Origin of the sequence: Enterobacter cloacae complex sp. AR_0002 (assembly GCF_001922365.1) — a bacterium.
Taxonomy (GTDB): Bacteria; Pseudomonadota; Gammaproteobacteria; order Enterobacterales; family Enterobacteriaceae; genus Enterobacter; species Enterobacter hormaechei_C.
The window spans coordinates 3,901,568-3,925,503 of the sequence record NZ_CP018814.1 but is presented as its reverse complement, the minus strand read 5'-3'; the positions used below and the strand labels follow the sequence as shown (position 1 = coordinate 3,925,503).

At 57.1% G+C, this 23,936-nt stretch carries 15 protein-coding genes; 4 read left to right on the top strand and 11 right to left on the bottom strand.

The window, feature by feature from the left end:
• The first annotated feature begins 56 nt into the window (after positions 1-56).
• From AM329_RS19340 to AM329_RS19330, 3 genes are all read left to right on the top strand, one after another.
• Complete coding sequence (locus AM329_RS19340; protein WP_032608090.1) at positions 57-956, top strand: LysR family transcriptional regulator; 900 nt, start codon at positions 57-59, stop codon at positions 954-956.
• A gap of 50 nt (positions 957-1,006) precedes the next feature.
• Complete coding sequence (gene yhjD / locus AM329_RS19335; RefSeq protein ID WP_003861199.1) at positions 1,007-2,032, top strand: inner membrane protein YhjD; 1,026 nt, start codon at positions 1,007-1,009, stop codon at positions 2,030-2,032.
• Positions 2,033-2,292: 260 nt separating this feature from the next.
• The gene (locus tag AM329_RS19330) at positions 2,293-3,615 is read left to right on the top strand and encodes an MFS transporter (RefSeq protein ID WP_032608092.1); all 1,323 of its coding nucleotides are present in this window, start codon (positions 2,293-2,295) and stop codon (positions 3,613-3,615) included.
• Positions 3,616-3,865: 250 nt separating this feature from the next.
• Here the strand turns inward: AM329_RS19330 and AM329_RS19325 are convergent, their stop codons facing one another.
• Together AM329_RS19325 and pdeH are read right to left on the bottom strand one after the other, a co-directional pair.
• Positions 3,866-5,908, bottom strand: a complete 2,043-nt coding sequence (locus tag AM329_RS19325) for an AsmA family protein (RefSeq protein WP_032608093.1) — start codon at positions 5,906-5,908, stop codon at positions 3,866-3,868.
• Between the two features lie 65 nt (positions 5,909-5,973).
• On the bottom strand, positions 5,974-6,747 hold the full coding sequence (pdeH, locus tag AM329_RS19320; protein WP_003861193.1) for a cyclic-guanylate-specific phosphodiesterase: 774 nt from the start codon (positions 6,745-6,747) through the stop codon (positions 5,974-5,976).
• A gap of 230 nt (positions 6,748-6,977) precedes the next feature.
• Between pdeH and AM329_RS19315 the strand changes: the two genes are divergently transcribed.
• Positions 6,978-7,907 carry a sugar kinase gene (locus AM329_RS19315; RefSeq protein WP_003861191.1) on the top strand — a complete coding sequence of 310 codons (930 nt, stop codon included), beginning with the start codon at positions 6,978-6,980 and terminating at the stop codon, positions 7,905-7,907.
• 61 nt (positions 7,908-7,968) lie between these two features.
• On the opposite strand, the gene AM329_RS19310 is transcribed toward AM329_RS19315, so the two are convergent.
• From AM329_RS19310 to bcsR, 9 genes are all read right to left on the bottom strand, one after another.
• Positions 7,969-9,459, bottom strand: coding sequence for a pitrilysin family protein (locus AM329_RS19310; protein ID WP_003861190.1), 1,491 nt, complete (start codon positions 9,457-9,459; stop codon positions 7,969-7,971).
• A 222-nt stretch (positions 9,460-9,681) separates the two neighbouring features.
• A complete protein-coding gene (gene dctA, locus AM329_RS19305; protein WP_015571524.1) occupies positions 9,682-10,968 on the bottom strand; it encodes a C4-dicarboxylate transporter DctC in 1,287 nt (428 codons plus the stop codon).
• Positions 10,969-11,127: 159 nt separating this feature from the next.
• Positions 11,128-13,134: a biofilm formation regulator HmsP gene (gene hmsP / locus AM329_RS19300; protein WP_032608094.1), complete on the bottom strand. Its 2,007-nt coding sequence runs from the start codon at positions 13,132-13,134 to the stop codon at positions 11,128-11,130.
• A gap of 120 nt (positions 13,135-13,254) precedes the next feature.
• Positions 13,255-16,737, bottom strand: coding sequence for a cellulose synthase complex outer membrane protein BcsC (bcsC, locus tag AM329_RS19295; protein ID WP_032608095.1), 3,483 nt, complete (start codon positions 16,735-16,737; stop codon positions 13,255-13,257).
• Positions 16,719-17,825 (bottom strand): cellulose synthase complex periplasmic endoglucanase BcsZ, encoded by a 1,107-nt coding sequence (gene bcsZ / locus AM329_RS19290; RefSeq protein WP_003861183.1) that lies wholly within the window; start codon positions 17,823-17,825, stop codon positions 16,719-16,721. The genes bcsC and bcsZ overlap by 19 nt, the downstream gene beginning before the upstream one ends.
• 6 nt (positions 17,826-17,831) lie before the next feature.
• On the bottom strand, positions 17,832-20,255 hold the full coding sequence (gene bcsB / locus AM329_RS19285) for a cellulose biosynthesis cyclic di-GMP-binding regulatory protein BcsB (RefSeq protein ID WP_057979983.1): 2,424 nt from the start codon (positions 20,253-20,255) through the stop codon (positions 17,832-17,834).
• A gap of 10 nt (positions 20,256-20,265) precedes the next feature.
• The gene (bcsA, locus tag AM329_RS19280; RefSeq protein WP_039264747.1) at positions 20,266-22,881 is read right to left on the bottom strand and encodes a UDP-forming cellulose synthase catalytic subunit; all 2,616 of its coding nucleotides are present in this window, start codon (positions 22,879-22,881) and stop codon (positions 20,266-20,268) included.
• Positions 22,878-23,630 (bottom strand): cellulose biosynthesis protein BcsQ, encoded by a 753-nt coding sequence (gene bcsQ, locus AM329_RS19275; protein ID WP_003861177.1) that lies wholly within the window; start codon positions 23,628-23,630, stop codon positions 22,878-22,880. The genes bcsA and bcsQ overlap by 4 nt, the downstream gene beginning before the upstream one ends.
• Positions 23,631-23,641: 11 nt before the next feature.
• The gene (gene bcsR, locus AM329_RS19270; RefSeq protein ID WP_003861175.1) at positions 23,642-23,830 is read right to left on the bottom strand and encodes a cellulose biosynthesis protein BcsR; all 189 of its coding nucleotides are present in this window, start codon (positions 23,828-23,830) and stop codon (positions 23,642-23,644) included.
• Positions 23,831-23,936 lie beyond the last annotated feature (106 nt).

Sequence of the window (23,936 nt, the reverse complement as noted above, 5' to 3'; positions counted from 1 at the left end):
TAAATAGTGCCGTGAGCGCTTCACTGTTTCATTCTTAACAACAATGACAAACATCTATGGATAAAATACACGCAATGCAGCTTTTCCTTCGGGTCGCGGAACTGGAGAGTTTTTCCCGCGCGGCGGAGACGTTAAGCCTGCCGAAGGGGAGCGTATCGCGACAGATCCAGGCACTGGAAAACGCGCTGGGCACGCAGCTGCTGCACCGCACTACCCGCCGCGTCAGCCTGACGCAGGACGGCATGGTTTATTACGAGCGCGCCAAAGATCTGCTGATGAATCTGGACGAACTGGACGGCATGTTCCTGCACGACCCTTCAACCATCAGCGGTCGGCTACGTGTGGATATGCCCGTTGCCATTGCGCGAAATGTCGTCATTCCGAAACTGCCTGCATTTTTACAACAGTTTCCCGGCATTGAACTGGAGCTGAGTAGCAGCGATCGTCTGGTCGATGTCATCCGCGAAGGATTTGACTGCGTGGTTCGCGTGGGAAACTTAAAGGACTCCGGGCTTATCGCCCGCCCGCTTGGGAAACTCTCGGTGATTAACTGCGCCAGCCCGGATTATCTGACGCGATTCGGCTACCCTGAGACGCTGGACGATTTGGCTTCGCATGCCCTCATTCACTACTCCGCCACGCTGGGCACCCGTCCGCAGGGTTTTGAGTATTACAACGGCAGCGCGACCCGGTGGGTAAAAACGGGAGGCGTATTGTCGGTTAACAGCACAGAAACCTACCAGGCCGCCTGTATCGCCGGGCTTGGGATTATTCAGGTCCCGCGCGTCGGGGTGCGTGATGCCCTGCGCACGAAAAAACTCGTTGAGATCCTGCCGCAATATCGGGCTGAACCAATGCCCGTCTCCCTCATTTATCCCCACCGCCGTAACCTCTCCCGTCGGGTGCATGTGTTTATGGAGTGGCTTACCGAACTCACAAAAGGTTACGTGGACTAGTCGCAAGCTATAATTCAGTAACATCCAGCTCAACGAAAAGGAAAATGCGCGTGACGCCGGAAAATAACCCGCAACGACCGACTCAACATTTAGATTATGAACCCATCAAAAAGATGGATAACGAGCCTGAAGCGCCGAAAGAGCCTGGAACGGCCAGCAAAGCGCTGGGCACCGTGACCGGCATAGCCGAAAAAATTCAGCAGATACCCGCGATTGCTCACCTGATACGCGCCGCTGAGCGCTTTAACGACCGCATGGGAAATCAGTTTGGCGCGGCGATTACCTATTTCTCGTTCCTGTCGATGATCCCCATCCTGATGGTGTCATTTGCCGCCGCCGGTTTTGTGCTGGCGTCTCACCCGACGCTGTTGCAGGACATCTTCAATAAGATCCTGACCAACGTCAGCGACCAGACGCTCGCCACAACGCTCAAAAGCACCATCAACACCGCCGTGCAGCAGCGTACCACTGTGGGTATCGTCGGGTTGCTGATTGCGCTCTATTCCGGGGTGAACTGGATGGGCAACCTGCGTGAGGCTATTCGCGCCCAGTCGCGTGACGTCTGGGAGCGTAGGCCGCAGGATCAGGAGAAGATATGGGTGAAGTATCTGCGCGACTTTATTTCGCTGATTGGGCTGCTGGTGGCGCTGGTCATCACGCTCTCTATCACCTCGGTCGCCGGTTCCGCGCAGCAGATGATTATCTCCGCGCTGTACCTGGATTATATTGAATGGCTGAAACCGGCCTGGCGCGGTATAGGGCTTGCCATCTCCATCTTTGCTAACTACCTGCTGTTCTTCTGGATCTTCTGGCGTTTGCCCCGCCATCGGCCGCGCAAGAAGGCGCTGATCCGTGGGACGTTGATTGCCGCCATTGGCTTTGAAGTGATCAAAATTGTGATGACCTATACGCTGCCGTCGCTGGTGAAGTCGCCCTCCGGCGCGGCCTTTGGTTCGGTGCTGGGGCTGATGGCTTTCTTCTATTTCTTCGCTCGCCTGACGCTGTTCTGCGCCGCGTGGATCGCCACGGCTGAGTATAAAGATGACCCGCGCATGCCGGGTAAAACCCACCGCTGATGTCCTGTCGGGCTGATATTTCAGCCCGATCCGCCATTTCAGCATATAAATCCAGTCCGTAACTTTTATTTAACGCAAAACCAGTTTTAATGACTGATATTTAAAAAGTGTGAAGCATTTCATAGAAGTGTTTTCGCTGGTCTGAAAATTATCCGCTTTATGTTGCTTTTATGACCACACCACGCCTTTGTTACAGATTGAAATGTCGCTTTTGCTATGCCTAATATGGCCCTTCGTTCGTCCAAAAATAAGAAAATATTATGCAAGCAACAGCCACCACACTTAACGAAGGGGCGGAACACGTTCCGGTCAACTCGCGCAATAAAGTCGTCGTCGCATCGCTGATTGGCACCGCCATTGAGTTCTTCGACTTTTATATTTACGCCACCGCTGCGGTCATTGTCTTTCCGCATATTTTCTTCCCTCAGGGCGACCCGACGGCAGCCACGCTACAGTCTTTAGCCACCTTTGCTATCGCCTTCGTTGCGCGTCCGATTGGTTCAGCGGTCTTTGGGCATTTTGGCGATCGCGTTGGCCGTAAAGTGACGCTGGTTGCCTCGCTGCTGACGATGGGGATCTCCACCGTCGCCATCGGCCTGCTGCCGACCTATGAAACTATCGGCATTCTGGCGCCTGCGCTGCTGGCGCTGGCGCGCTTTGGTCAGGGTCTGGGGCTGGGCGGGGAATGGGGCGGCGCGGCACTGCTGGCGACCGAAAACGCTCCGGCGCGCAAGCGTGCCCTGTATGGCTCTTTCCCGCAGCTGGGCGCACCGATTGGGTTCTTCTTTGCTAACGGCACCTTCCTGCTCCTCTCCTGGCTGCTGACCGATGAACAGTTCATGAGCTGGGGCTGGCGTATTCCGTTCGTCTTCTCTGCTGTGCTGGTGCTGATTGGCCTGTACGTGCGCGTGTCGCTGCACGAGACGCCGGTCTTTGCTAAAGTCGCCGCGGCGAAAAAGCAGGTTAAAGTTCCGCTGGGGACGCTGCTGACCAAACACCTCCGCGTGACCGTGCTGGGCACGTTCATCATGCTGGCGACCTACACGCTGTTCTACATCATGACCGTTTACTCCATGACCTTCAGTACTGCCGCCGCGCCGGTCGGCCTGGGCCTGCCACGTAACGAAGTGTTGTGGATGCTGATGATGGCGGTCATCGGATTTGGTGTGATGGTGCCTATCGCGGGCCTGCTGGCGGATAAATTTGGCCGTCGTTCAAGCATGATCGTCATCACCTCCCTGATTATTCTGTTCGCGCTGTTTGTCTTCCCGCCGCTGCTGGGTTCAGGTAGCCCTGCGCTGGTGATGGCGTATCTGCTGATTGGCCTGAGCCTGATGGGGCTGACCTTTGGCCCAATGGGCGCACTGCTGCCGGAGCTGTTCCCGACTGAAGTGCGTTACACCGGCGCGTCGTTCTCCTATAACGTTTCGTCGATTCTGGGCGCCTCGGTAGCCCCGTATATCGCCACCTGGCTTCAGGCGAACTATGGCCTGTTCTATGTGGGTGTCTATCTGGCAGCAATGGCAGCGCTGACGCTGATTGCGTTGCTGCTGACGCATGAGACGAAGCATCAGGCGCTGTAAGTGAATGCCGGGGCGAGGCGCGGGGATGCGCCGAGAGGGCGGGTCGCCAGGGTGGTGGCGACTGAGCCACCCTGGCACGTTCACCGGTCATGTCGTGACAGAGTAGCAAGGAACATAACGTGAACGGAATGACCACCAGAGCCGTATGTTCCCCCTCACCCCAGCCCTCTCCCTCAAGGGAGAGGGGGCCGTCTGTGCAGGCATTATTTTGTGGGGATCCCTCAACCCACAGGGAGAGGGAGAAACGGGACTACTTCTTCATCTGCGACAAAATCGTCCGACACTGATTCGCTTCGCCTTCTGACGGCGAAATCAACGCCAGCAGCGCCGCCGCAGGGGTGACCAGCGTAGCGAGCGCGGCGGCGACCGCACCACGCGCAATCAACGGCCCAGCCTTCACGCCCGCCTGCGGATCTTTGAAGGTTCCGCGAACGTACAGCGGCGAGCGCAGGGTGATGATACGAATGCCTTTACTTTCCGGATCGATGGTTAAATCGAGCTGCTCGGACGCCATGCTGGCGGTACCGGTGACGTTGATAACCGCGTTTTCCGTGTCGAAGGCGAAGATCTGCGGACGCGCCACGCCGTTGACCAGATCCAGATTTGCCGCCGCGCAGTTAACGCGTACTTCGTCGTCACCGAAGATTTGCCCGATGATAAAGTTCCCGACGTTCAGCCCCAGGATCTCCATCAGGTTACGGCTCACCAGCCCGTCGTTCATCAGCAGTTTCAGGTTGCCGTTTCCGCTGCCCAGCAGCGCCGCTACGGAGTTACCCGTGCCGCGAATATCCGCGTCGCCGTTCATCTCACCGAGGGTTTTCTGCATCAGCTCCACGTCCGGCATCAGCTCTTTCAGCTTCAGCCGACGCGCCTGGATCTCCGCCCTTCCCTGCATCGGCTTTTTATCCCCCTCCAGGTGGATATTCGATGAAATGGTTCCCCCGGCCATGCCAAACTTCAGCGGTTGCAGGCGCAGGTCGGCGTTTTTCAGGATGATATGGGTCGAGAGGTTGCTCAGCGGCAGCGTGCTGCCATGCTCGATTTTACGTCCTTTGAAGCGCACATCCGCATCCATCACGTCCCATTTGTCGGTTTCGAAGCGGTCATAGGGCAGCACTTTACCCGCAGGCTGAACGTCCTTTTTAACCTCTTTAGACTTCGTGCCTTTGCCCGAATCTACGCCAATCAGCGGACCAAGATCGGCCAGACGCAGCTGGCGGGATTCAACGTCCCCCTCCAGTTTCGGGCGCGGTTTACCGGTGGTGTAGGTCAGCGTGCCGTGGATATCGCTGTCGCCGATGCGGCCGTTGAATCCACGGTAGTCAAAGACGGACGATTTTTCGGTGTTGATTTTGGCAACCAGGTGCCCGTCCGTTTCAAACGGCGGAGTATCCGGCAGCAGTACGCCGGTGAGATCGTACAGTTCCCCCAGCGAATCACCGGCAAACTTAAGCTGGAGGTCGACGCCGCCCATGTTCATCGGGTCGTTAACCGTGCCCACGAACGCCACGCGGGTATTGCCGGAGCGAAAATCCGCCTGCACCGGGAACGGCGTGCCCTCGCTCCTGAGCGCCAGCATGCCGCCGATTTTGCCTTTACCGGTGAGCGGCTGGCCGTTGTAGCGCCCTTTCGCCGTCAGGCCAAAGACGTAATCGCCCGCTTTGCTGTCATCGCCTTTGGCTTTGCTGCCCGTTACTTCGCTAAACGGCAGCGGCTTGCCCAGCGGATCGACGAGGATCTCCACGTCAGCCTTACTCACTTTATCGTCAATGGCGATCCGCCCCCGATCGAACAGAATATTGTCGAGGCGGAAAGACCACGAAGAGGGCTGCGCATTCTGATCTTTATCGCCGGTGCTGGCGAGATCGAACGTCCAGTTGTTGTTTTTCTCTGACAGGCGAATCAGCCGCGCGTCGGGCTGCTGGAGTTTGATCCACGGCAGATACACCGTTTTGGTTAACAGGGCTAACGGCGCCAGCGTGGCTTCCACTCGCGGCAGGTGGATCATGGTTACTTCTGGGATGTCGGGCGGGTTACCGAGAATAATATCGTCGGCATGAACGTGCGGCCAGGGCACCCAGCTCCGCCAGCCAGTTTCCTCTTTCTGGCGCTCCCACACGATGCCCAAATCGCCACGTATTGCGAAGGGGCGGTTCAGCTCGGTTGAGACTTTCTGGTTGATGGTCGGTTTGAGGCGGTTCCAGTCAAACGTGGCGATAATGATGATTAAGACCACGATCAGCAACAAGAAAATCCCTGCTGTCCAGGAAATCACCCTGGTTGTTTTTGTCATTGTTGTCCCCTTTCCTGATGAACTTGCCTCTAAAACTATAGTTCAGACAAAGGGAAGCGGGCAGATCAGAGGCTGGTTATCACCTTTTCCAGGGTATCCATGGGGACAGGACGAGAGAGGAAATAACCCTGTGCCGCCGCTGCCGGGGAATTTTGCACGTCGCGCCACTCCTCCAGCGTTTCTACGCCTTCCACAATGACACCCTGGCAATAGCGGTTCATCAGTTGCAGGAGCATCGTAAACAGGTTCCGTCCCTCCGGCGTCTGGCGCAGCATGATAAACAGATCGCGGGCCACTTTGATGTAGTCATAACGCACTTCGCTCAGGGCGGAGAAATTGGCCATACCGGTACCGAAATCATCCAGCCACAGCGGGCCAAACTCACACATCGAGGCAAACGAGGAGTCCTGCGGCAGCTGAACATGTTCCACCAGCTCGAAGCGCATCCACGGCAAGGTAGCAATCAGCGCCTGCAACGTCGCATTCTGACGTAACGCCATCAGGGTGGGGCCATCCACGTTCACCGACGCCAGAATACCGTGCTGCTCGAAGAACGCCTGCTTCGTCGCCAGCATTCTCAGCTGCTCTTCCAGCACGTCGATACGCTGACGCACGGCAACCTCCGCAAAATAGCGGTCCGGTGCAATACGCTGTGAAGGATTCGATGGATGAGTGACGACCGTTAACACCTCAATCGCCATTAACCGACCGTCGGTACGGTAGATGGGCTGATAAGTGTACGCTCGCTCACATTGCAGCCAGTAGCGATGCTCCTGCAAGTTCTCAATACTTGCCTCAGGCGTAGTGCTCAGCCGCTGGATAACCTGCTCTGACTTCATTTCGGATGTCCTGTTGTATGGGATAGCCTTTCTGGACTCGTCACTGAGTTATCGGCCCGCCAGGTGAGAACTTTATGTTCAATTCACCGGGAAAATGAAATTAAGATGACAGAAATATGCCGGAATACGCGCTGGCTCAAAAAAAATAATGGAACGTCGTTTTAATATAGTTGACCATAAAAAACACACAGCGCACACTACCCTTAATTACTTTGTTCAGGTTCACGACTATGTCTAAAAAAATTGCCGTGATTGGCGAATGCATGATTGAGCTGTCCCAGAAAGGCGCGGAAGTCAGCCGCGGTTTTGGTGGCGATACATTGAACACCTCCGTTTACATTGCCCGTCAGGTCTCCCCCGACGCGCTGAGCGTGAGCTACGTTACCGCGCTGGGAACGGACAGCTTCAGCCAGCAGATGCTGGAAGCCTGGCAGGGTGAAAACGTTGGGACCTCGCTGATCCAGCGAATGGAAAACCGCCTGCCGGGTTTGTACTACATCGAAACCGACAGCACCGGCGAGCGCACCTTCTATTACTGGCGTAATGAAGCGGCCGCCAAATTCTGGCTGGAAAGCGAGGCCGCCGCTGCCATTTGCGAAGAACTGGCGACCTTCGATTATCTCTACCTGAGCGGGATCAGCCTGGCGATCCTGAGCCAGGAGAGCCGTGAAAAGCTGCTGTCACTGCTGCGCGAATGCCGTGCCAATGGCGGTAAGGTGATTTTCGATAACAACTACCGTCCACGTTTGTGGGCCAGCCGCGAAGAGACGCAGCAGGTCTACCAGCAGATGCTCGAATGCACCGATATCGCCTTCCTGACGCTGGATGATGAAGATGCTCTGTGGGGCGAAAAACCGGTTGATGAGGTCATCGCCCGGACGCAGGCTGCCGGGGTCAGCGAAGTGGTGATCAAGCGTGGGGCGGAGTCTTGCCTGGTGGCGGTTGCAGGTGAAGCCGTGACAGAGGTCCCGGCGGTGAAGCTGGCGAAAGAGAAAGTGATCGATACCACTGCGGCGGGAGATTCTTTCAGCGCGGGGTATCTGGCGGTACGTCTGACGGGAGGTACGCCGGAAGCGGCGGCGCAGCGCGGTCATTTAACGGCCAGCACGGTGATTCAGTATCGCGGAGCGATTATTCCGCGCGAGGCGATGCCTGCTTAAGGACTGGGCGGGCTGATGCCCTCACCCTAACCCTCTCCCACAGGGAGAGGGGACGCAGGGCTTACTGGCCCTGCGGAATATCGCTCGCATCCTGATGTAAATCATCGGCTGCCGTTTGCGCTGGCTGCGGCGCCGTCGCCATGATGGCGTTCCAGGTGGCCTTCAACTCTTTCATGTCATATTCCGGCTCACCTTTCGGCTGTAACAGAATCAACGCCATATCCTGCGACAACTGCTGGCGCAGATCCTGATTCAGCATCTCCACGGTCAGACCGTTCAGGAAGTCCTGACGCAGTTTCTGATACTGCTCCGGCGCGATATCCACCACCTGATTCTGCAAGGAGCGAATGCGCTGGCTGATTAAGATATCGGTATCGGCGCGGGCATAGGTGGCGAACAGTTTCTGCAATTCAAGGGATTTCTGCGCCACCAGCGCGTTAAACTCCTCTTCAGACAGGCCCTCTTTACGCACTTTAGCCAGCTCTTTCGCCACCACGCCGAGATTGGCATTGAGCTTATCGCCCGGCGATTCCACGTTAATGGCGCACTGGGCGCGCTGGAACAGCACACGGCAGTCAAAGCCCAGGCCAATATCTTTCACGTTGTTCTTGCTGAGCGTCTGCTGAACGTGCCAGAACAGCGCTTCACGCGCGAGATCCGCACGCCAGTAACGCAGCAGCGCAGAAGACTCGCGGATCGGCTGCCAGGCCGTATCCCACATCATTGAAAGACGATCCTGACGCACGGTATCCGTCATGATGCTGACCGTCTCAGGACGCAGCGGGGACAAGGTAGGAACAGGGGCAGGCGTTTCACGCTTCCCTTTCAGATCGCCAAAGGCTTTGTTGATCTGCTCTATCACCGCACGGCTGTCCACGTTGCCCACTACAATGAGGGTCATGGCATCCGGGGTGTACCACTGCTGGTAGAAAGATTTCACCTGCTCTGCATCCACCGGCTGTTTCAGCGGTTCTGCCGGGTCGTGGCCAAGCAGCGTGGACCCTTTCAGGCGGTAGCGCCACCAGCCTTCTTTGGTATCCGTCGGCCAGGTCGCCACCATGTCGCTGTTGCTCAACGCATAGTTTACGGTCTCAGGCGTAATCGCCAGTTTGCCGGTGGCATCGGATAGATAGGTAAGCGCTTCTTTAAGCAGATCGTTACGGTTGTTGGGCAGGCTCAGGTTAAACATGGTGTAGTCATAGGAGACCACAGCCGGGGGCAGCGGGCGTTTCGGATCGATGGCCTGTTGCCATAAAGAACGCACCTGAACCGCCTGCAAACTGCCGCTCTGGGTGAGCGCCAGTCGAGGAATAAAGTGGCTTAAGCCGGTCTGCTGGGTGCTTTCAGTGAGGGAGCCGGTATTCACAGAAAGACGGATTTCAATGCGATCGCTCGGACGTTGCGGAGTGGATAATACCTGCCACTGGAAACCGTTCGCCAGTGTTCCCTGTTGCCAGGCCGGGTCTGGCTGGAGCGCATCTGCCTGCACATAACTGGCTGCTGCCATCATCAGCAAACCGCCGGTTAAGAGTCGAATTTTTGTGCCCTGCATGTGAACCCCTGATCAACATTCCTGGTTAAAGAGAGTGTCTCGCGACGTGAGCACTCAAAGATGACGATGAAAACCTTCCGATTAGACAGCGTGTTCAGCTAAACGTCACGGGCGGAAGTGAAATATACCCAAAAAAAATCTTGTCGAATTATGACAGGTATGAACGGTTATTATGCGCAGGTGCCCGCATCCCCACAAGGGAATACGGGCATTTATGAGGGATTAAGAGGATAAACCGGGGGTTTTGTCCTCAGATGTGCGGTTATTCAGCGTATCGTTAAGCTTCTTGTGATCCAGCTCTTTCACCCACTTCGCCACCACAATCGTCGCCACGCCATTGCCGACCAGGTTGGTTAACGCACGGGCTTCAGACATAAAGCGGTCAATACCGAGGATCAGGGCCAGGCCCGCCACCGGCAGATGGCCCACCGCCGAAATGGTGGCCGCCAGCACGATAAATCCGCTGCCCGTTACGCCCGCCGCCCCTTTTGAAGAGAGCAGAAGCACCACCAGCAGCGTAATCTGATGGAAGATATCCATGTGGCTGTTAGTGGCCTGGGCAATAAAGACCGCCGCCATCGTCAGGTATATCGAGGTGCCATCCAGGTTAAAAGAGTAGCCCGTAGGAATAACCAGCCCCACCACTGACTTACGGCAGCCCAGCTTTTCCATTTTATCGAGCATACGCGGCAGCGCGGACTCCGAAGAGGATGTGCCGAGGACAATCAGCAGCTCTTCACGAATGTAACGAATAAATTTGAAGATGCTGAAGCCGGTCGCACGGGCGATGGAGCCGAGCACCACCACCACAAACAGAATACAGGTGATGTAGAAGCAGACGATCAGCTGGCCCAGCTGTACCAGCGTGCCGACGCCGTATTTCCCGATGGTGAAGGCCATCGCGCCAAAGGCGCCAATCGGGGCCAGACGCATAATCATGTTGATGATGCCGAAGATAACCTGCGAGAAGCTTTCAATGACGTTAAAAATCAGCTGGCCTTTGCTGCCAAGACGGTGCAGGGCAAAGCCAAACAGCACGGCAAACAGCAGTACCTGGAGGATGTTTCCGCTGGCGAACGCGCCAATCACGCTGCTCGGGATCACGTCCAGCAGGAAGGCAACAATCCCCTGATCTTTCGCCTGTTCAGCGTAAACCGCCACCGCTTTCGCATCCAGCGTGGCCGGGTCAACGTTCATGCCCGCGCCAGGCTGTACCACGTTGACAATAATCAGGCCGATAATCAGCGCGATGGTACTGACAATCTCGAAGTACAGCAGGGCAACCGCTCCCGTACGCCCGACCGCCTTCATGCTTTCCATGCCAGCGATACCGGTCACCACGGTACAGAAAATGACAGGCGCGATGATCATTTTGATGAGCTTAACGAACGCGTCGCCAAGCGGTTTCATCTGCGCGCCCAGCTCCGGGTAGTAGTGACCGAGCAGAATACCGATGGCGATGGCTGTCAGGACCTGGAAGTAAAGACTTTTGAAGAGTGAGGTTTTCATAGGGTGTCCCTGGAAAGAAAAACTACAGGCTTTGTAAGGTTATGGTTAACCTGCGGCTTTAAAATAACACCCACATAACAGGACAGAAATAAACGGGGTTCAAATTTGAAACACAAATGTTAAGAACTTTGAGCTGGCTCGCACAAGCCAGCAACAAAATTACACTTTTGCGTTATTGCCAGCGTCGGCGAGATAGCGTTGCTCAAAGATATCCGTCGGTACGGCGCGATCAAACAGGAAGCCCTGTCCGCTCTCTACGCCCGCCGCAGCCAGCCACTCACGCTGGGCGTCGGTCTCAATACCCTCGGCAATGACGTGCAGATTCAGGCTGTGCGCCATCTGAATAATGGCCTGCACCAGGCTGCAATCCTCCGGCAGCCCTTCCACAAAGGTTTTGTCGATTTTCAGGACGTCCACCGGCAACGTTTTCATGTGCTGGAGCTGACGCAGGCCGGAATACCCCATACCGAAATCGTCCAGCGCAATGCGGATCCCGGCATTACGCAGCGGTTTCAGGATGGCGACAGCGTCGTCAGGATTATCGATACAACGGCTCTCGGTGACTTCCAGGATCAACGTGTGGGGCTGGATGCGGTAGCGATGGATCAACTCAAGCATCTCCGGCACCATGGTCGGGTGCATCAGCTGTAGCGCAGAGAGATTCACCGACAGCGGCAGCGTGATGCCCCGTTGTTGCCAGGCCGCAAGCTGGCGGCAAGACTCTTCCAGCACCCAGTAGCCGACGGTGACCATCAGGCCGCAGGACTCGATACGTTCGATCATCCCTTCAGGCAGCTCCCACGTACCGTCCGGCTGTTGCATACGCAGCAACGCTTCGGCGCTGGTCACTTCACCCGTGCGCAAATTGACCTGCGGCTGTAGCCAGAGCGCAAACTGGCGATTGTCCATCGCCGTCAGAATGTCGCTCTCTTCCGTCAGGCGCTGCTGGGCTTTTTCCATCTGCTCCGGATCAAAGAACTGGATCTGGTTTTTCCCTTTCCGGCGCGCGGTGAACGCGGCCGAGAAAGCCCGACGATAAAGCTGCTCGGCGGTCAGCCCCCCGGAGTACATCGCAATACCGATGCTGGCGCTCGGGCGAAGCTGGATACCCTGAATGGGCAGCCGCTCATTAATGACAGTGAGTACTTGCTGACCTAGCGTAATGGCGTGCCACGGCTCTTTAACACCGTGCGCGATCACCACCAGGTCATAGCCGCTGACCTGGGTGAGCACCATGCGCGGCGCCAGAACGGATTTCACCTTTTCCACTAGCGTTAGTAACAGCATTTCGCGCTGGCTCTCTTTCAGCACGCCCGCCGTGTCCTGCAAGGTTTCGCAGGCAATCACCATCAGCGCGGTGGTCTGCTGGCGGGCGACGGTCTGCTCCAGCAAGGCCATTAAAAACGCTTTGTTTGGCAGATCAGATACCGGAAAACGGGTGGCGTTGCTACTGAGCTCTTCCTGCTGACGCAGGACACGCTGCTGGTTGATATTGTAACTGCGGACCAGCATGCCAATTTCATCGTCGTGATGCAGGCGCGGCAACGGAAGCTGATGCCCCATGTGCTCCTGTGGAGAGAGGTCGTTCAGCTCCCGGGCTATGCGGCGCAACGGATGCACAATTAACCGGTTGATACACCACGTCAGCGCCACGCTCAGCATTAATGTCAAAAGTAAGTAAGTGGTCACTAATGTAGCAACCCAACTCATGACGAATTTATACATGCGGTACGAGTCGGCCTGTAGCACCAGGTAGGCCAACGGTTGCGGGTTAGCCGGTCTTTCCAGGGAATAGAGAGGCAGGGAAATTTGCACCGGCAGTTCAAACAGGCGCATCACCATCATCGGGACGGAACGCTCCGGGATAAAGCTCATCCGCAGCGCCTGGAACTGGTTCGGCAGTACAACATCCGCGCGGCTCACGATACCAGCGGGCTGAATGCGCTTCAGGATGGATTCCGCCTCGGGGATATCCCCTTTCAGGATCGAGGCTGACAGGGGTTCCCGCACCGAGCGGGCAATACTTTCCAGTTGCGAAGCCGTGTTGTAGCGATTCTGCTGTACGGAGTGGAACAGCAAAATGACGCAGAAGATGAAGACAAACAGCATTGTGACGGCAGACACCATCGCCATCTGTTTGATCGTTAAGGAACGGCTGACACGCAAAATGACTCTCCACAAAACTCGAAGCGCAGGGCGCACCAGGGTGTAAACCTGGTGCGTCCGAGTATACCCGATAGCTGCACTTTTAAGAGAGACTTACAATTAGATTAAGTAAAAATCCGATCACCAGTCTGCATAAGGCACCAGCGGTTCCGGTGGTAAGTCCATATCACCCTGCCAGCCCGCGGCAGAATACCGAACGTAGAGCAGCGCATGGCTCGGGGTATAGTCTTTTGCTTCCTGAATATCGACGCCCAGACCGACAAACCAGTTGGACGTCACGCGGCGTTCAACAATCGCCCTTGCGGTATAACCCGTGCCTGACGAGCTACTTCCGGTTTCCATCACACCTTTATCGGTATAACGGCCTGGCTCATTGTCCGGGATCAGCCCCTGTAACGGATAACGCATCACATCTTTTGTTTTTGAATGAGACCAGGAGACGGAGCCGCCCAGCTCCCATGACCAGTTCTCTGTGCGTTTACGCCAGTTCACCGGTAAGGCGAACGACACATACTCCTGGGGACTGTAGTAACCGCCCTGGCCCAGCGAATAGCCACTTAAATCCTTATCGTAATGCCAGAGCATGTTGGACACGCCCACCGTCAGGCGTTCGTTGTTCTGATTGATGAGCTTGTAGTAATAGCCGGTCATCCAGCGGACGCGCCAGTTATCTTCGACATTCTTCCCGGTGAGGCTGTCGGCACTCAGGCTTGACCAGATACCGTTAGCTTCGCCTTTGTCGTAGCTCATGCTCACGCCGCCACCGGTGGCACGCACGCCGCCCCAGGTGGTGTCGGTATTGGGATCTTTTTGCCCGGCGAAGGCCAGCACCGAGCTGGAAATCGGACGGCGATGGGCGTTCAGGGTGTAGCCAATCGGCCCTAAATCGTTGCTGTAGCTCAGGCTGCCCACCACATCGACCACGTCGAAGCCCATCGGCGTTGTACCGATATCCCACGCCCAGGTTTTGTTCTGCCAGCCGACGGCCACGCTGGCGCCGTTGGCCGACTGGTTCGTGCTGCCGTGACATGGCGTTTCGGCACAGGTACCCCATGTCGGATCGTAAGTTCCGTTATCGGTGTCAAAGGAACCGGCGTTCATATTGACCAGATCGCTACGGAAGAACATACGTCCATCCGACAGCGGCGCATCAACCTGGAGCATGGTGGTGTGCGCTTTCAGGTCGGAATAGCCTCCCGTGCCGCTGGAGCCCCAGTAGTCGTGTTGCAGCGTGACGTTCAGATCCTGCTGACGATAAAGATCGCCTGCATCGCTGCGCACGCCGCGCTTCAGCCAGTCATCTTTCTCATCGTTACGCGTGAGTCGCGTAAAGCTGTCGTTATCGGTGGGACGGGTCGTTGTGATGCCCGATGAGACCATCGCATCTTTCCAGGTGTCCAGCGCCTGCTGAGGCTGACCATTTTGTGCCTGGAAACGGGCGGCATCGCGCATCACCAGCGCACTTTCCATCGAAGGCGGCTGCGATTTGGCCTGCGGAAGAATGGCGTTGAAGGTCTTTTCTGCCGCGGCAGGATCACCCAGTCCGGCCTGCGCCATGGCAAGCCGGCGCTGCATATTGATGGAGAGCGGTTCGCCGTTCTGTGCCGCGGGCAGTTTCGCCAGCGCCGCGCGCGCCGCGTCCTTGTTGCCCTGAGCAAGATAGACCTCGGTCAGGCCGAGGATCGCGTCTTCGTTCTGCGGTTCGCGTTGCAGAATGGTGTTGTAGTCGGTTTTCGCGGCCTCATGATCGCCCCGCTGTTCAGCCCAGTCCGCCAACGTCAGGTCGATACGGGTGGACGGAGGCTGCTGGCGAAGCAACGTTTCCGCCTCCTGCTCTTTTCCACTGTCGCGCAGGCGGTTGGCGGTTTCCAGCACCTGGTTACTTTGCAGGCGGTCCGCCAGCGCCTGAATGTTACCGTTCCACTTGTCGCGCGGCAGCGTGTTCAGATGCGCCAGCGCCGCCCGGTCCTGATCGTTACCGGACAGGTACAGCCCGCTGGCGTAAACCTGATCCGGATCGCCCGGTTTCTGACTTGCCAGCTGACGCATCAGGTTATCCGCCTGGCTGCGCTGACCCGCGCTATACAGATCGCGTGACAGTCGGTAGGTGATCCACACGTCGCCCGGGGAAAGCGCAAGGCGTCGGCGCTGAATTTCTGCGGCCTGCGCATATTTCCCCTCGCTTTCCAGCTGTTCAGCCTGGGCTGACAGCTGCTCGTTCGTCAGGCTACGTTCAATATCATCAATGCTGCGGCGCTGGCTGGCAGAGAGCGACTGAATAAACTGCGTCGCCTTCTCCGGAGACTGCGCGCGATAAATATTGGCGAGACCGCGCACCGCGTTGCTGTTGCCGCTGTCCATCCGCAACGCCTGGCGGTAATAGCGCTCGGCCGCGTCGTTATCTTTGCGCGCCGCCGCCGCATCACCGAGCCCCAGAACCGCGTAGCTGTCAGTATTGTCGATATTGCGCGCCTGCTGGTAATAGCGTTCGGCCTGGGTCGTATTATTGGCTTTCAGGGCGTTATCCCCCTGCTGGATCAGCAGCCAGTATCGGTTGACCTTCAGCAGGCTGTCCCATTTGCCCCGGTTATCGCTCTGCGGATCGAGGGCGATCGCCTTTTCAAACTGCGCAACCGCACGCGCGCGATCGCCTTTCTGAGAATAGGCCTGCCCCAGAGCGCCTACGGCTTCACTGTCAGCGTGGTTGGCGCTGACTGCTTTTTGCAACTCCGTTACCGCTTTACTGCCCTGCCCGGCATCCACTGCGGCTAACCCTTCGGCTTTGGCGCGGAACGCCGGATCGGCGAGCTGTTTTTGCTGTGCTTCAAGCTGGGTGCGCGCCGCCGTCACGTTATCGCCATCGCTGAATACGCTCAGGTATTGTTGCAGCGCGGTGACGCTGGCGCTGCTGACCGGCTGATCTTTGATCTGCTGGTACCACATGTCCGACGCCTGACTGCGGCCATTATTCGATTTGGCCATCTCCTGCAACACCGCGAACCCTTCATCACGCCGTCCGCTCTGGAACAGAAGCTGTGCCAGCGAGGACTGTAGCGGGACGTTGCCCGGACTGCTGGCGTTTATTTTCTTAAGCTGATTAATGGCCAGGTTGCGGCGGGCTGGCTCTTTCGCCACCACGTTCCAGTACTCCGTCGCGATGTCGCCGCTGGGCGGCTTACCGTCAAACAGTTTGTCATACGCAGCAATGGCTTCCTGCGTGTGCCCGGTGGTGGCAAGCAGGCGAGCCTGCTGGAGGGCCTGGCGACCATCCGGCGTGGAGAGCAGCATGGTAGTACGGGAGGACTGGTAGGCACTGGAATCGGCTGCCATTCCTTTCAGGCGATCCAGCTCTTTTTGCGCGCCCGCCGTATCGCCCTGTCGTAACAGGTAGCGGAAGCGCGCGGCAATCACATCCGGGTTGTTGGGATCGATCAGCTCAAGGCGATAGAGCGACTGGCGCACTAAATCCTCACGCTGGGTGGATTCCCCCAGACGGACCTGTTCCAGCAGCTGTCTCTGCTGCGGGGAGTTGGCGGCCTGGGCCAGGGGCATTAGCGCCAGGCCAAGCGATAAGGTGAGTAGATTCAGTGTGAACGTGCGCATTCCTGGCCCCAATCCGGTAGTAATTCACCTTGCACGGTGAAACGAAAACGATGCTGATCCCATCCTTGCCCAAAGAGGGTCAGAACGTAGCTGTAATAAGCATTGTTATCGGGAAAACGATCGGCGACGTGCTGGCGTTGCACCGCCTGCGCGTCCCGGTTTTGTAAAAACGGAAGGAGAGAGGCAGAAAACCCTACCGGCCCATCTCCGGTGCGTTTCCCGGTTGCTACATCCACTTTCTCCGGCGGCAAGCCTTGTTTGATTGTGGTGGTCGCCATGGGCTTGAAACGCGCCAGTAGCCGGGCTTTCTGCGGATCGTTATCGTTCATCATCCCTACCCACAGATAGACGCGAATCGCATCGTAGCTGCCGATCAGGGATGCATCCTGCGACAGCTGCCAGCCGCCCTTTTTTTGGTATTTCACCCAGTTCGGGGAAAATCCTTTAGGCGCGGTCTCCAGCAGCAGACGCAGGTTAGTTTCACGGAGCGTCGTCCACGGCGCGCCAAAACGGGTGAAATAGCTCGCAAGCTGCGGCGGCAGGTAGCTGGGGTTAAAGCGCCAGACACTCTCTTCGGCAAAACCGACTTTACCCGGCAGCAGCATAGAACCCAGCCCCGGCACCTTCACCACTTCCTCACTGGCAATGCGCGTCAACAGCGCCTTACCCGTGCGCGTGTAATCGGGATTTTTCCACAGCCGCCCGGCTTCCAGCAGCGACCAGGCAATCCAGATATCGGCATCAGACGCGGAGTTAGGGTCGATAACCGCCCAGGTTTCGTCGTCCTTTTTTCCCCACAGCCAGGCCGGGAGATGTTGGGCTAAATCTCCCTCGGCAAGGTTATCGCGCGTCCATGCCAGCAGCAGATCGAACGCCTTGCGATCGTTTGCCGCGAGGGCAAAGAACAGCCCGTAGCTTTGCCCTTCGGAGGTGGTGATTTTGCGCGCGTCACTGGGATCAATGACCCGCCCACTTTCGCTCATATAATCCTGCTTGAACGTCTCCCAGGCAGGCCAGCGACAGGCAGCGTGAAGATTCGCCGCCGCCAGCATCAACGCTGCGACTACACACCCGCGAAAGATTTTCATCACCGCTTACTCATGGTCCGGGTTAAGACGACGACGGCTGATGATTCGCAGCAGACGCCACAGTACCCACGCCAGCAATACGACGCTGAGCGCAGCCAGCACGGCCAGCAGCACCGGGTGGTTAGACAGGGCGTACCACAGGCGTTCGAACCACGGCAGATGACCGACGTAGTAGACATCCCCCACGCGCAGGCTGTTTACCCCCGACTCACGGATCACCGAGACGGAACCGAACATTGCTGCCCGTTTACCGCTGTCGTTCATGGCCGTGTTGAGCAGCTCATAGCCGCGTGGGCTGTCCGCCAGCAGGGCGATAACGCTGCGCTGGTCGTTATACGGCGACTGGAAGCCGACAATCGCGGCCATCGGACCCGTTGAACTTACGGTCGTCCTGATATTGGCCTGACGATCGCCGCTGTCCGGCATGATGCTCGGGAACTCGGTCTGACGCAGCGGCGTGTTGACCCATGACTGAGCCGCCTGCACCAGCAGATCGACGCGCTTCTCGTCTTTCAGCTTGTCCGGAATGTTGCCGATGACCATGATATCGGCATCTTTGTTCTGGATCTGACTACCGTCATCCGTCACCGTCACGTTGATAGCCGGCAAGCCGGTTTGCGCCCCAACGGTGCCCATGGTGTCCAGCAGCGTGGCAACCTGACCTTCGTTGGCCGCTTTTGGCATCACGACAATCGATTCAGAGAGATCAGCCATGCGGCTGAACGGGAAGCTGGCGTTAGCAAAGGCACGCAGATCCGGCATCGCGATAAAGTGGTAATACTTCGAGAAGTCGATCGTGGAATCATCGCCAATCACCACGTGGTTTTGCACCGGCTGGAAGGTAATACAGTTTTCCACCGATCCACCCGGCATGGGGTTCATATACTGGAAGTTAAACCGCAGCTGGTTCACCGCACCGAGCTTCAGCGCCGGGATCGACACATCGGTTTTGCCATCCAGCAGCCCCTGCAATACAGGCAGACGAAGCATCAACCGGTTTGTCTCCTGGCTGCTGGTCAGGCTGAACGATTGCAGGAACTGGTTGTTGAGGCTGATATCCATGCGCGAGCTGTCTTTGGTTGCCGGCGCGGTGTAACGGTAGTTCAGGTTGATATCAATGCCGTTGGTGCGCAGCAGATAGAGATCCGGCGGCAGGTTCAGCGACAGGCTGACAGGAGAAGGTTCAAGCCCGGTTGACTGCAATTGCTCTTCATAGGTTTTCAGCTCGCCAAAGGTGATTGCCCGGTCGGTACGTACCCAGTTCGGCGCATCATAAGGCTTACGCGCCAGCAGCGGTTTCACCTCATCCACCACAACGCTGTTACCGCGGAACAGGATATTTCCCTGCGCAATGCCCTTCGCCGCCTGCACCAGATCTTTGTCATCACGGCCGAAGATCACCAGCAGCTTCACGTACGGATTGTCCGGATGGCTGATCATCTCGATGGTGGGTGCTTTCACCTCCGGATGGTCACGCAGGAATGCCGGGCGTTTGGCGTTGGTGGCAAACACAATCGCGTTTTTGTCTGGCATTTTGTCGTACATGACCGGGAAACTTTGACCACGCCAGCCGGAGCGGGAACCAAACCAGGATGCCACGATAGAGGCCGCCAGCTGTTCGGTCACATCCGGCGAGCCGGCAAAGACCATCGGCAGGTTCAGCGGACGGTTATCACGCGGGTCGAAGAACGGCACCGGGAAGGCGGAGAGATCGTTTTTCAACGCCAGCGGCTGATAGGTCATCTGAAGCGAAGAGTTACGACCGACATCCAGCCACAGGGTGCTGCTGGCCGGGTTTTCACAGACATCGCGGTAGTGGCCGACAAACTCCAGACGCACGCGGTTAAAGTCGGTGATAAACAGCGGATTAATCGGCACCTGAGCCAGGGTTTTCTTACCCAGTTGCTCTTTGGTGACGGGCAGGACGTCCATCAGCTCGTCATTCAGATAGACCTTAAGCTGGGACTGCACCGGCAGCAACGACGGCGATGGGGTGTATTCCAGGTTGAGCATCGCTTTTGACACAACTTCATCGCTGCGCATACCGAATTCGATACCGCCATTTGGGTTGATGCCGCGCAGAACCATGCTGCCCGGAGGAGGCGCGATCTGGGCAAACGTCAGCTTAACGTCACGCGACGGCGTATTTTCGGCAACCACCGGCGCACTGGCTCCCGGCACGCCAGGCATGACCTGCCCAACCACCGGGTTGTCGCCGGGCAGCGTATTCCCCGTCGTCGGCTGATTCGGGACAACGTTCTCCGTCTGCCCCGGCGCGGCCGTCACAACCGGATCGGTCGCTTGCGCGACGACAGGCACCGTTGGCGCGGGCGTGGTCGCTGCGTTATCAGGCGCCGCGTTAGCCACTGTTGCAGGGAGCGCACTCATCCCCATTGCCACTGCACATAACCAGGAAAGTTTTGTTTTCATCGCGTTATCATCATTGTTGAGCCATAACCGGGTCCGCCTGCTTCGCTTCATCTCGCTCAGGTCGACGCGGAATGAACGACACGACCCAGGAAACCAGTGAAGTAAGTGACCGGAAAATTAATTTCACCGACGACGGGGCAAATTCTGCAAGGTGACGATAGCCACGGAACCCCAGCTTAAGAATATCCAGCAGGCTTTCCAGAGGCTTATCCTCAGGGAAGCTGTCCTGCCAGAGAGCCCACGTATCCGCGCGGGCAAACGTACACTGCACAAAATCAATGTGTTGTTTTTTGGTCAGCGGCATCAGTTGCAGACCCACTTCATTTCCTCTCACACGCACCACCTGCGTCGGGAAGACATACTCCTGCTGGCCGCGCTTAAGCAGTAGGTTGACCTTCTGCCCCTCCAGCACCTTCGCCTGACCGTTGATCTTGATACCCAGACCGCCATCCGAAAAGTCATGTACGGTACAGGAGAAGAGATGTCCATCGTCGCGGGCAATGGCCGCTGGCATGCTGATTTCGACGCGATGCGCGCGGCGAACCTGCTTGCTCTCCACCAATACCGCCACCGCGCCACCGAGGATAATCAGGTTATAAAACACCCACGCCATACTCACGAAGACCGTCAGAATTTCGTTTTCCGGGCCGTAGAAGTAGCGCCAGATCCCAACAATCACGCCCACAATATTCAGCAGCACCAGGAAGATATAGGGCCGGGAGATCACCCAGTCGACATACTCCTCTTCCACCAGCCCGCCCTTCGCGGTGACGTTGAATTTCCCTTTATGCGGGTTAATCAGCGCCACCATGGTTGGCGGCGCGATGTACCAGGCCAGCACCGTTTCGTAAATTTCACTCCAGAAGGAGTGCCGATATTTCCCCTGAATCTTCGAGTTCGTCAGGCTGGCGTGGATCATGTGCGGCAGAACGAACAGGGCAATCATCAGCGCAGGCGCATAGATGATGTAAGCGTGAAGGAGCAGGAACGCCAGCGGCGCTGTGAGAAAGATAAGCCGTGGAATACCCGACAGGAAGTGGAACATGGCGTTGACGTAGCACAGCCGTTGCGCCAGCTTCAGCCCTTTACCCATCAGCGGGTTATCGAGCCTGAAAATTTGCACCATGCCGCGGGCCCAGCGAATACGCTGGCCGATGTGCGCCGACAGGGATTCCGTGGCCAACCCCGCCGCCTGAGGAATACGCATGTAGGCCGAGGTATAGCCAAGACGGTGCAGACGCAGCGAGGTGTGCGCATCTTCCGTGACCGTCTCGACGGCGATCCCGCCAATTTCATCCAGCGGTTTCCGGCGGATCACCGCACAGGAGCCGCAGAAGAACGTGGCGTCCCACATGTCGTTCCCGTCCTGCACCAGGCCATAGAACAGCGTGCCCTCGTTCGGGGTTTTACGAAAACGACCGAGGTTACGTTCAAACGGGTCCGGTGAGAAGAAGTGGTGCGGCGTCTGCATCATCGCAAGCTCTTTCTCCTTCAGGAACCAGCCCATGGTCATTTGCAGGAACGAGCGCGTTGGCACGTGGTCGCAGTCGAAAATAGAGACGAACTCCCCTTTGGCATATTTCAGCGCATTGTTGATGTTACCGGCTTTCGCGTGTTCATGCGTGGTACGGGCGATGTACTCTACCCCCACTTCGTCCGCGAACTGGCGGAACTCGGCGCGGCCACCGTCATCGAGGATCCAGATTTTGATTTTATCCTTCGGCCAGTCGATACCCAGCGCGGCGTAAATGGTGTTTTTTACCACCGACAGGTCTTCGTTGTAGGTCGGCACGAAGAGGTCCACCGTAGGCCACTGGGTCGTGTCTTTTGGCAGCGGCACCGGCTGTCGATTCAGCGGCCAGATAACCTGGAAGTAACCCAGCACCAGCACGATCCAGGCGTAAGTCTCAGCAAACAGCAGCACTAAGCCGCACACCAGGCTGACCGGATCGTCCCAGTTCAGCGTTGAGGTATATCGCCACCAGATGTAGCGGCAGGAAACGGTCAGCGATAGCACAATCAGCATCAGGGCAGAAAAACGCCCTGGTATGCGCCGCACCAGCAGCGCCACGCCCCACAGCAGGATCAGGAAGGTGAACTGCGCCAGCGGGTTGAAAGGCTGGGTAATACAGACCAGCGCAAGAATCAGCGAGAACACCACAACCACGCCGAGAATAAAACGCCGCAAGCCCGGGTGTAGGTGCCCGAGCTCTTTTTGGTTATCTAAATGACCCGTTTTGTCGCCCACCCGGTCGGGTAGCCGGTCAAGCCACTGGTGGTAGTGTTCACGCAGGTTCTGCACACGATCGAAGCTGCGCCAGCGGGACGTTTTTTTCTCCGCGCCCGTTGAGGTCGTCAGTAGCCAGATGGACTGAATAGCGTAGCGCGCGGGATCCAGCGGACGCGGCTTGTCAGGGTTGATATGCGGATAGAGTTCACCGTGGCGCGCGCGAATGCGTTGCCAGCGGGGATGCTCAAGGGGGATGAACATCCACGCCAGAATCATACACAAACAGCCCAGCGCTGCGCTCAGCGACGAGGCGCCGTGATGACGGTAATGGCGGTAGCGTTCACTTAAGCGCGAACTGACCGGCGGAATGAGCAGCCAGTTAGTCAGGCGGCTCATACTGAACTCCCGGCAGGCTCCGGCCGTTTAGCAAAGTGCAGCAGACACCAGTTGGCCAGCGTCAGGATCTCTTCCGCCGCCAGTGAATCGCTACGGTACTCCCCGAGGGGTTGTTTGGACGCGAGGCACTCCGCCATCGCTTCGTCACGATGGATCACCATCGGCAACAGGCGGCGCTGACTCTGGAGCCAGACCTGGTAGAGATCGTCCTGGATCTGGCTGCCAATGCGCAGATCGTTGATCAGAATATGGGCATTGGCAGGCATCGGCTGCTGATGCAGACGGATATGACAATTCGCATCTACGTTCGCGATGGAGAGCACATGGTCGCACTGCGCCAGCAGCTGGCGGGTCAGCGACGCGGCACCGTGCGGCAGGTCCAGCAGGATCCACTGATAGTGCCCGCTCTCTTTCAGGCTCTGCAATGCGGTGATGAAGCGAGAGAACAGGCGCTGGTACGCGGCTTCATTCCCGCGCTCGGTTTCGGTCAATTGACCAAAGGGAAGCAAATCGAGCTGGGAGGTATAACGCAAACCCGCATCCCGCCAGTCTTTATCGTCCAGAAGCGCACGTCCCCAGCCGTTTGCATGCGTAAAGTCGACATTGAATGACATGCGCAGCAAATTATCGGAACAGGCATCAATGACCAGTACCGATTCACCTAATACCTGCAATGACCACGCCAGCGCCGCGGTAACGGAAGTTGTACCCACCCCACCACGGACGCCCTGTAATCCTAGTACAGCCATCAATGGCTTCCTTATTGTTGTTGGGCAAACTCAGCTAATAACGGCCAACGTTTAATAGCCGCCGCCAACTGTTCCCGCTGGGAAATATCGGTGTAATCTATTTCAGGCAAAGAAAAAGCCTGCGTGAGTGCCAAAAAATCGTTCTGGAATGTGTAACCCAGACTTGAGTCGACTGGGGTTGCGGGTTCGTTATTTTGCATTCTTTTTTCATCCCTTTGAGTAAAATCATAAGATTCAGATGCAGCGAGGCGTCCTGCCCACTAAATTTCATTTACATGCTAAATCTGATGTTCTTTAATTTCAATG

Coding starts and splice junctions, on each gene's coding strand:
- AM329_RS19330 (WP_032608092.1), top strand. CDS start 2,293: ATGCAAGCAACAGCCACCACACTTAACGAAGGGGCGGAACACGTTCCG.
- bcsQ (WP_003861177.1), bottom strand. CDS start 23,630: ATGGCTGTACTAGGATTACAGGGCGTCCGTGGTGGGGTGGGTACAACT.
- bcsC (WP_032608095.1), bottom strand. CDS start 16,737: ATGCGCACGTTCACACTGAATCTACTCACCTTATCGCTTGGCCTGGCG.
- pdeH (WP_003861193.1), bottom strand. CDS start 6,747: ATGAAGTCAGAGCAGGTTATCCAGCGGCTGAGCACTACGCCTGAGGCA.
- AM329_RS19325 (WP_032608093.1), bottom strand. CDS start 5,908: ATGACAAAAACAACCAGGGTGATTTCCTGGACAGCAGGGATTTTCTTG.
- AM329_RS19340 (WP_032608090.1), top strand. CDS start 57: ATGGATAAAATACACGCAATGCAGCTTTTCCTTCGGGTCGCGGAACTG.
- AM329_RS19310 (WP_003861190.1), bottom strand. CDS start 9,459: ATGCAGGGCACAAAAATTCGACTCTTAACCGGCGGTTTGCTGATGATG.
- bcsR (WP_003861175.1), bottom strand. CDS start 23,830: ATGCAAAATAACGAACCCGCAACCCCAGTCGACTCAAGTCTGGGTTAC.
- bcsA (WP_039264747.1), bottom strand. CDS start 22,881: ATGAGCCGCCTGACTAACTGGCTGCTCATTCCGCCGGTCAGTTCGCGC.
- bcsZ (WP_003861183.1), bottom strand. CDS start 17,825: ATGAAAATCTTTCGCGGGTGTGTAGTCGCAGCGTTGATGCTGGCGGCG.
- AM329_RS19315 (WP_003861191.1), top strand. CDS start 6,978: ATGTCTAAAAAAATTGCCGTGATTGGCGAATGCATGATTGAGCTGTCC.
- bcsB (WP_057979983.1), bottom strand. CDS start 20,255: ATGAAAACAAAACTTTCCTGGTTATGTGCAGTGGCAATGGGGATGAGT.
- dctA (WP_015571524.1), bottom strand. CDS start 10,968: ATGAAAACCTCACTCTTCAAAAGTCTTTACTTCCAGGTCCTGACAGCC.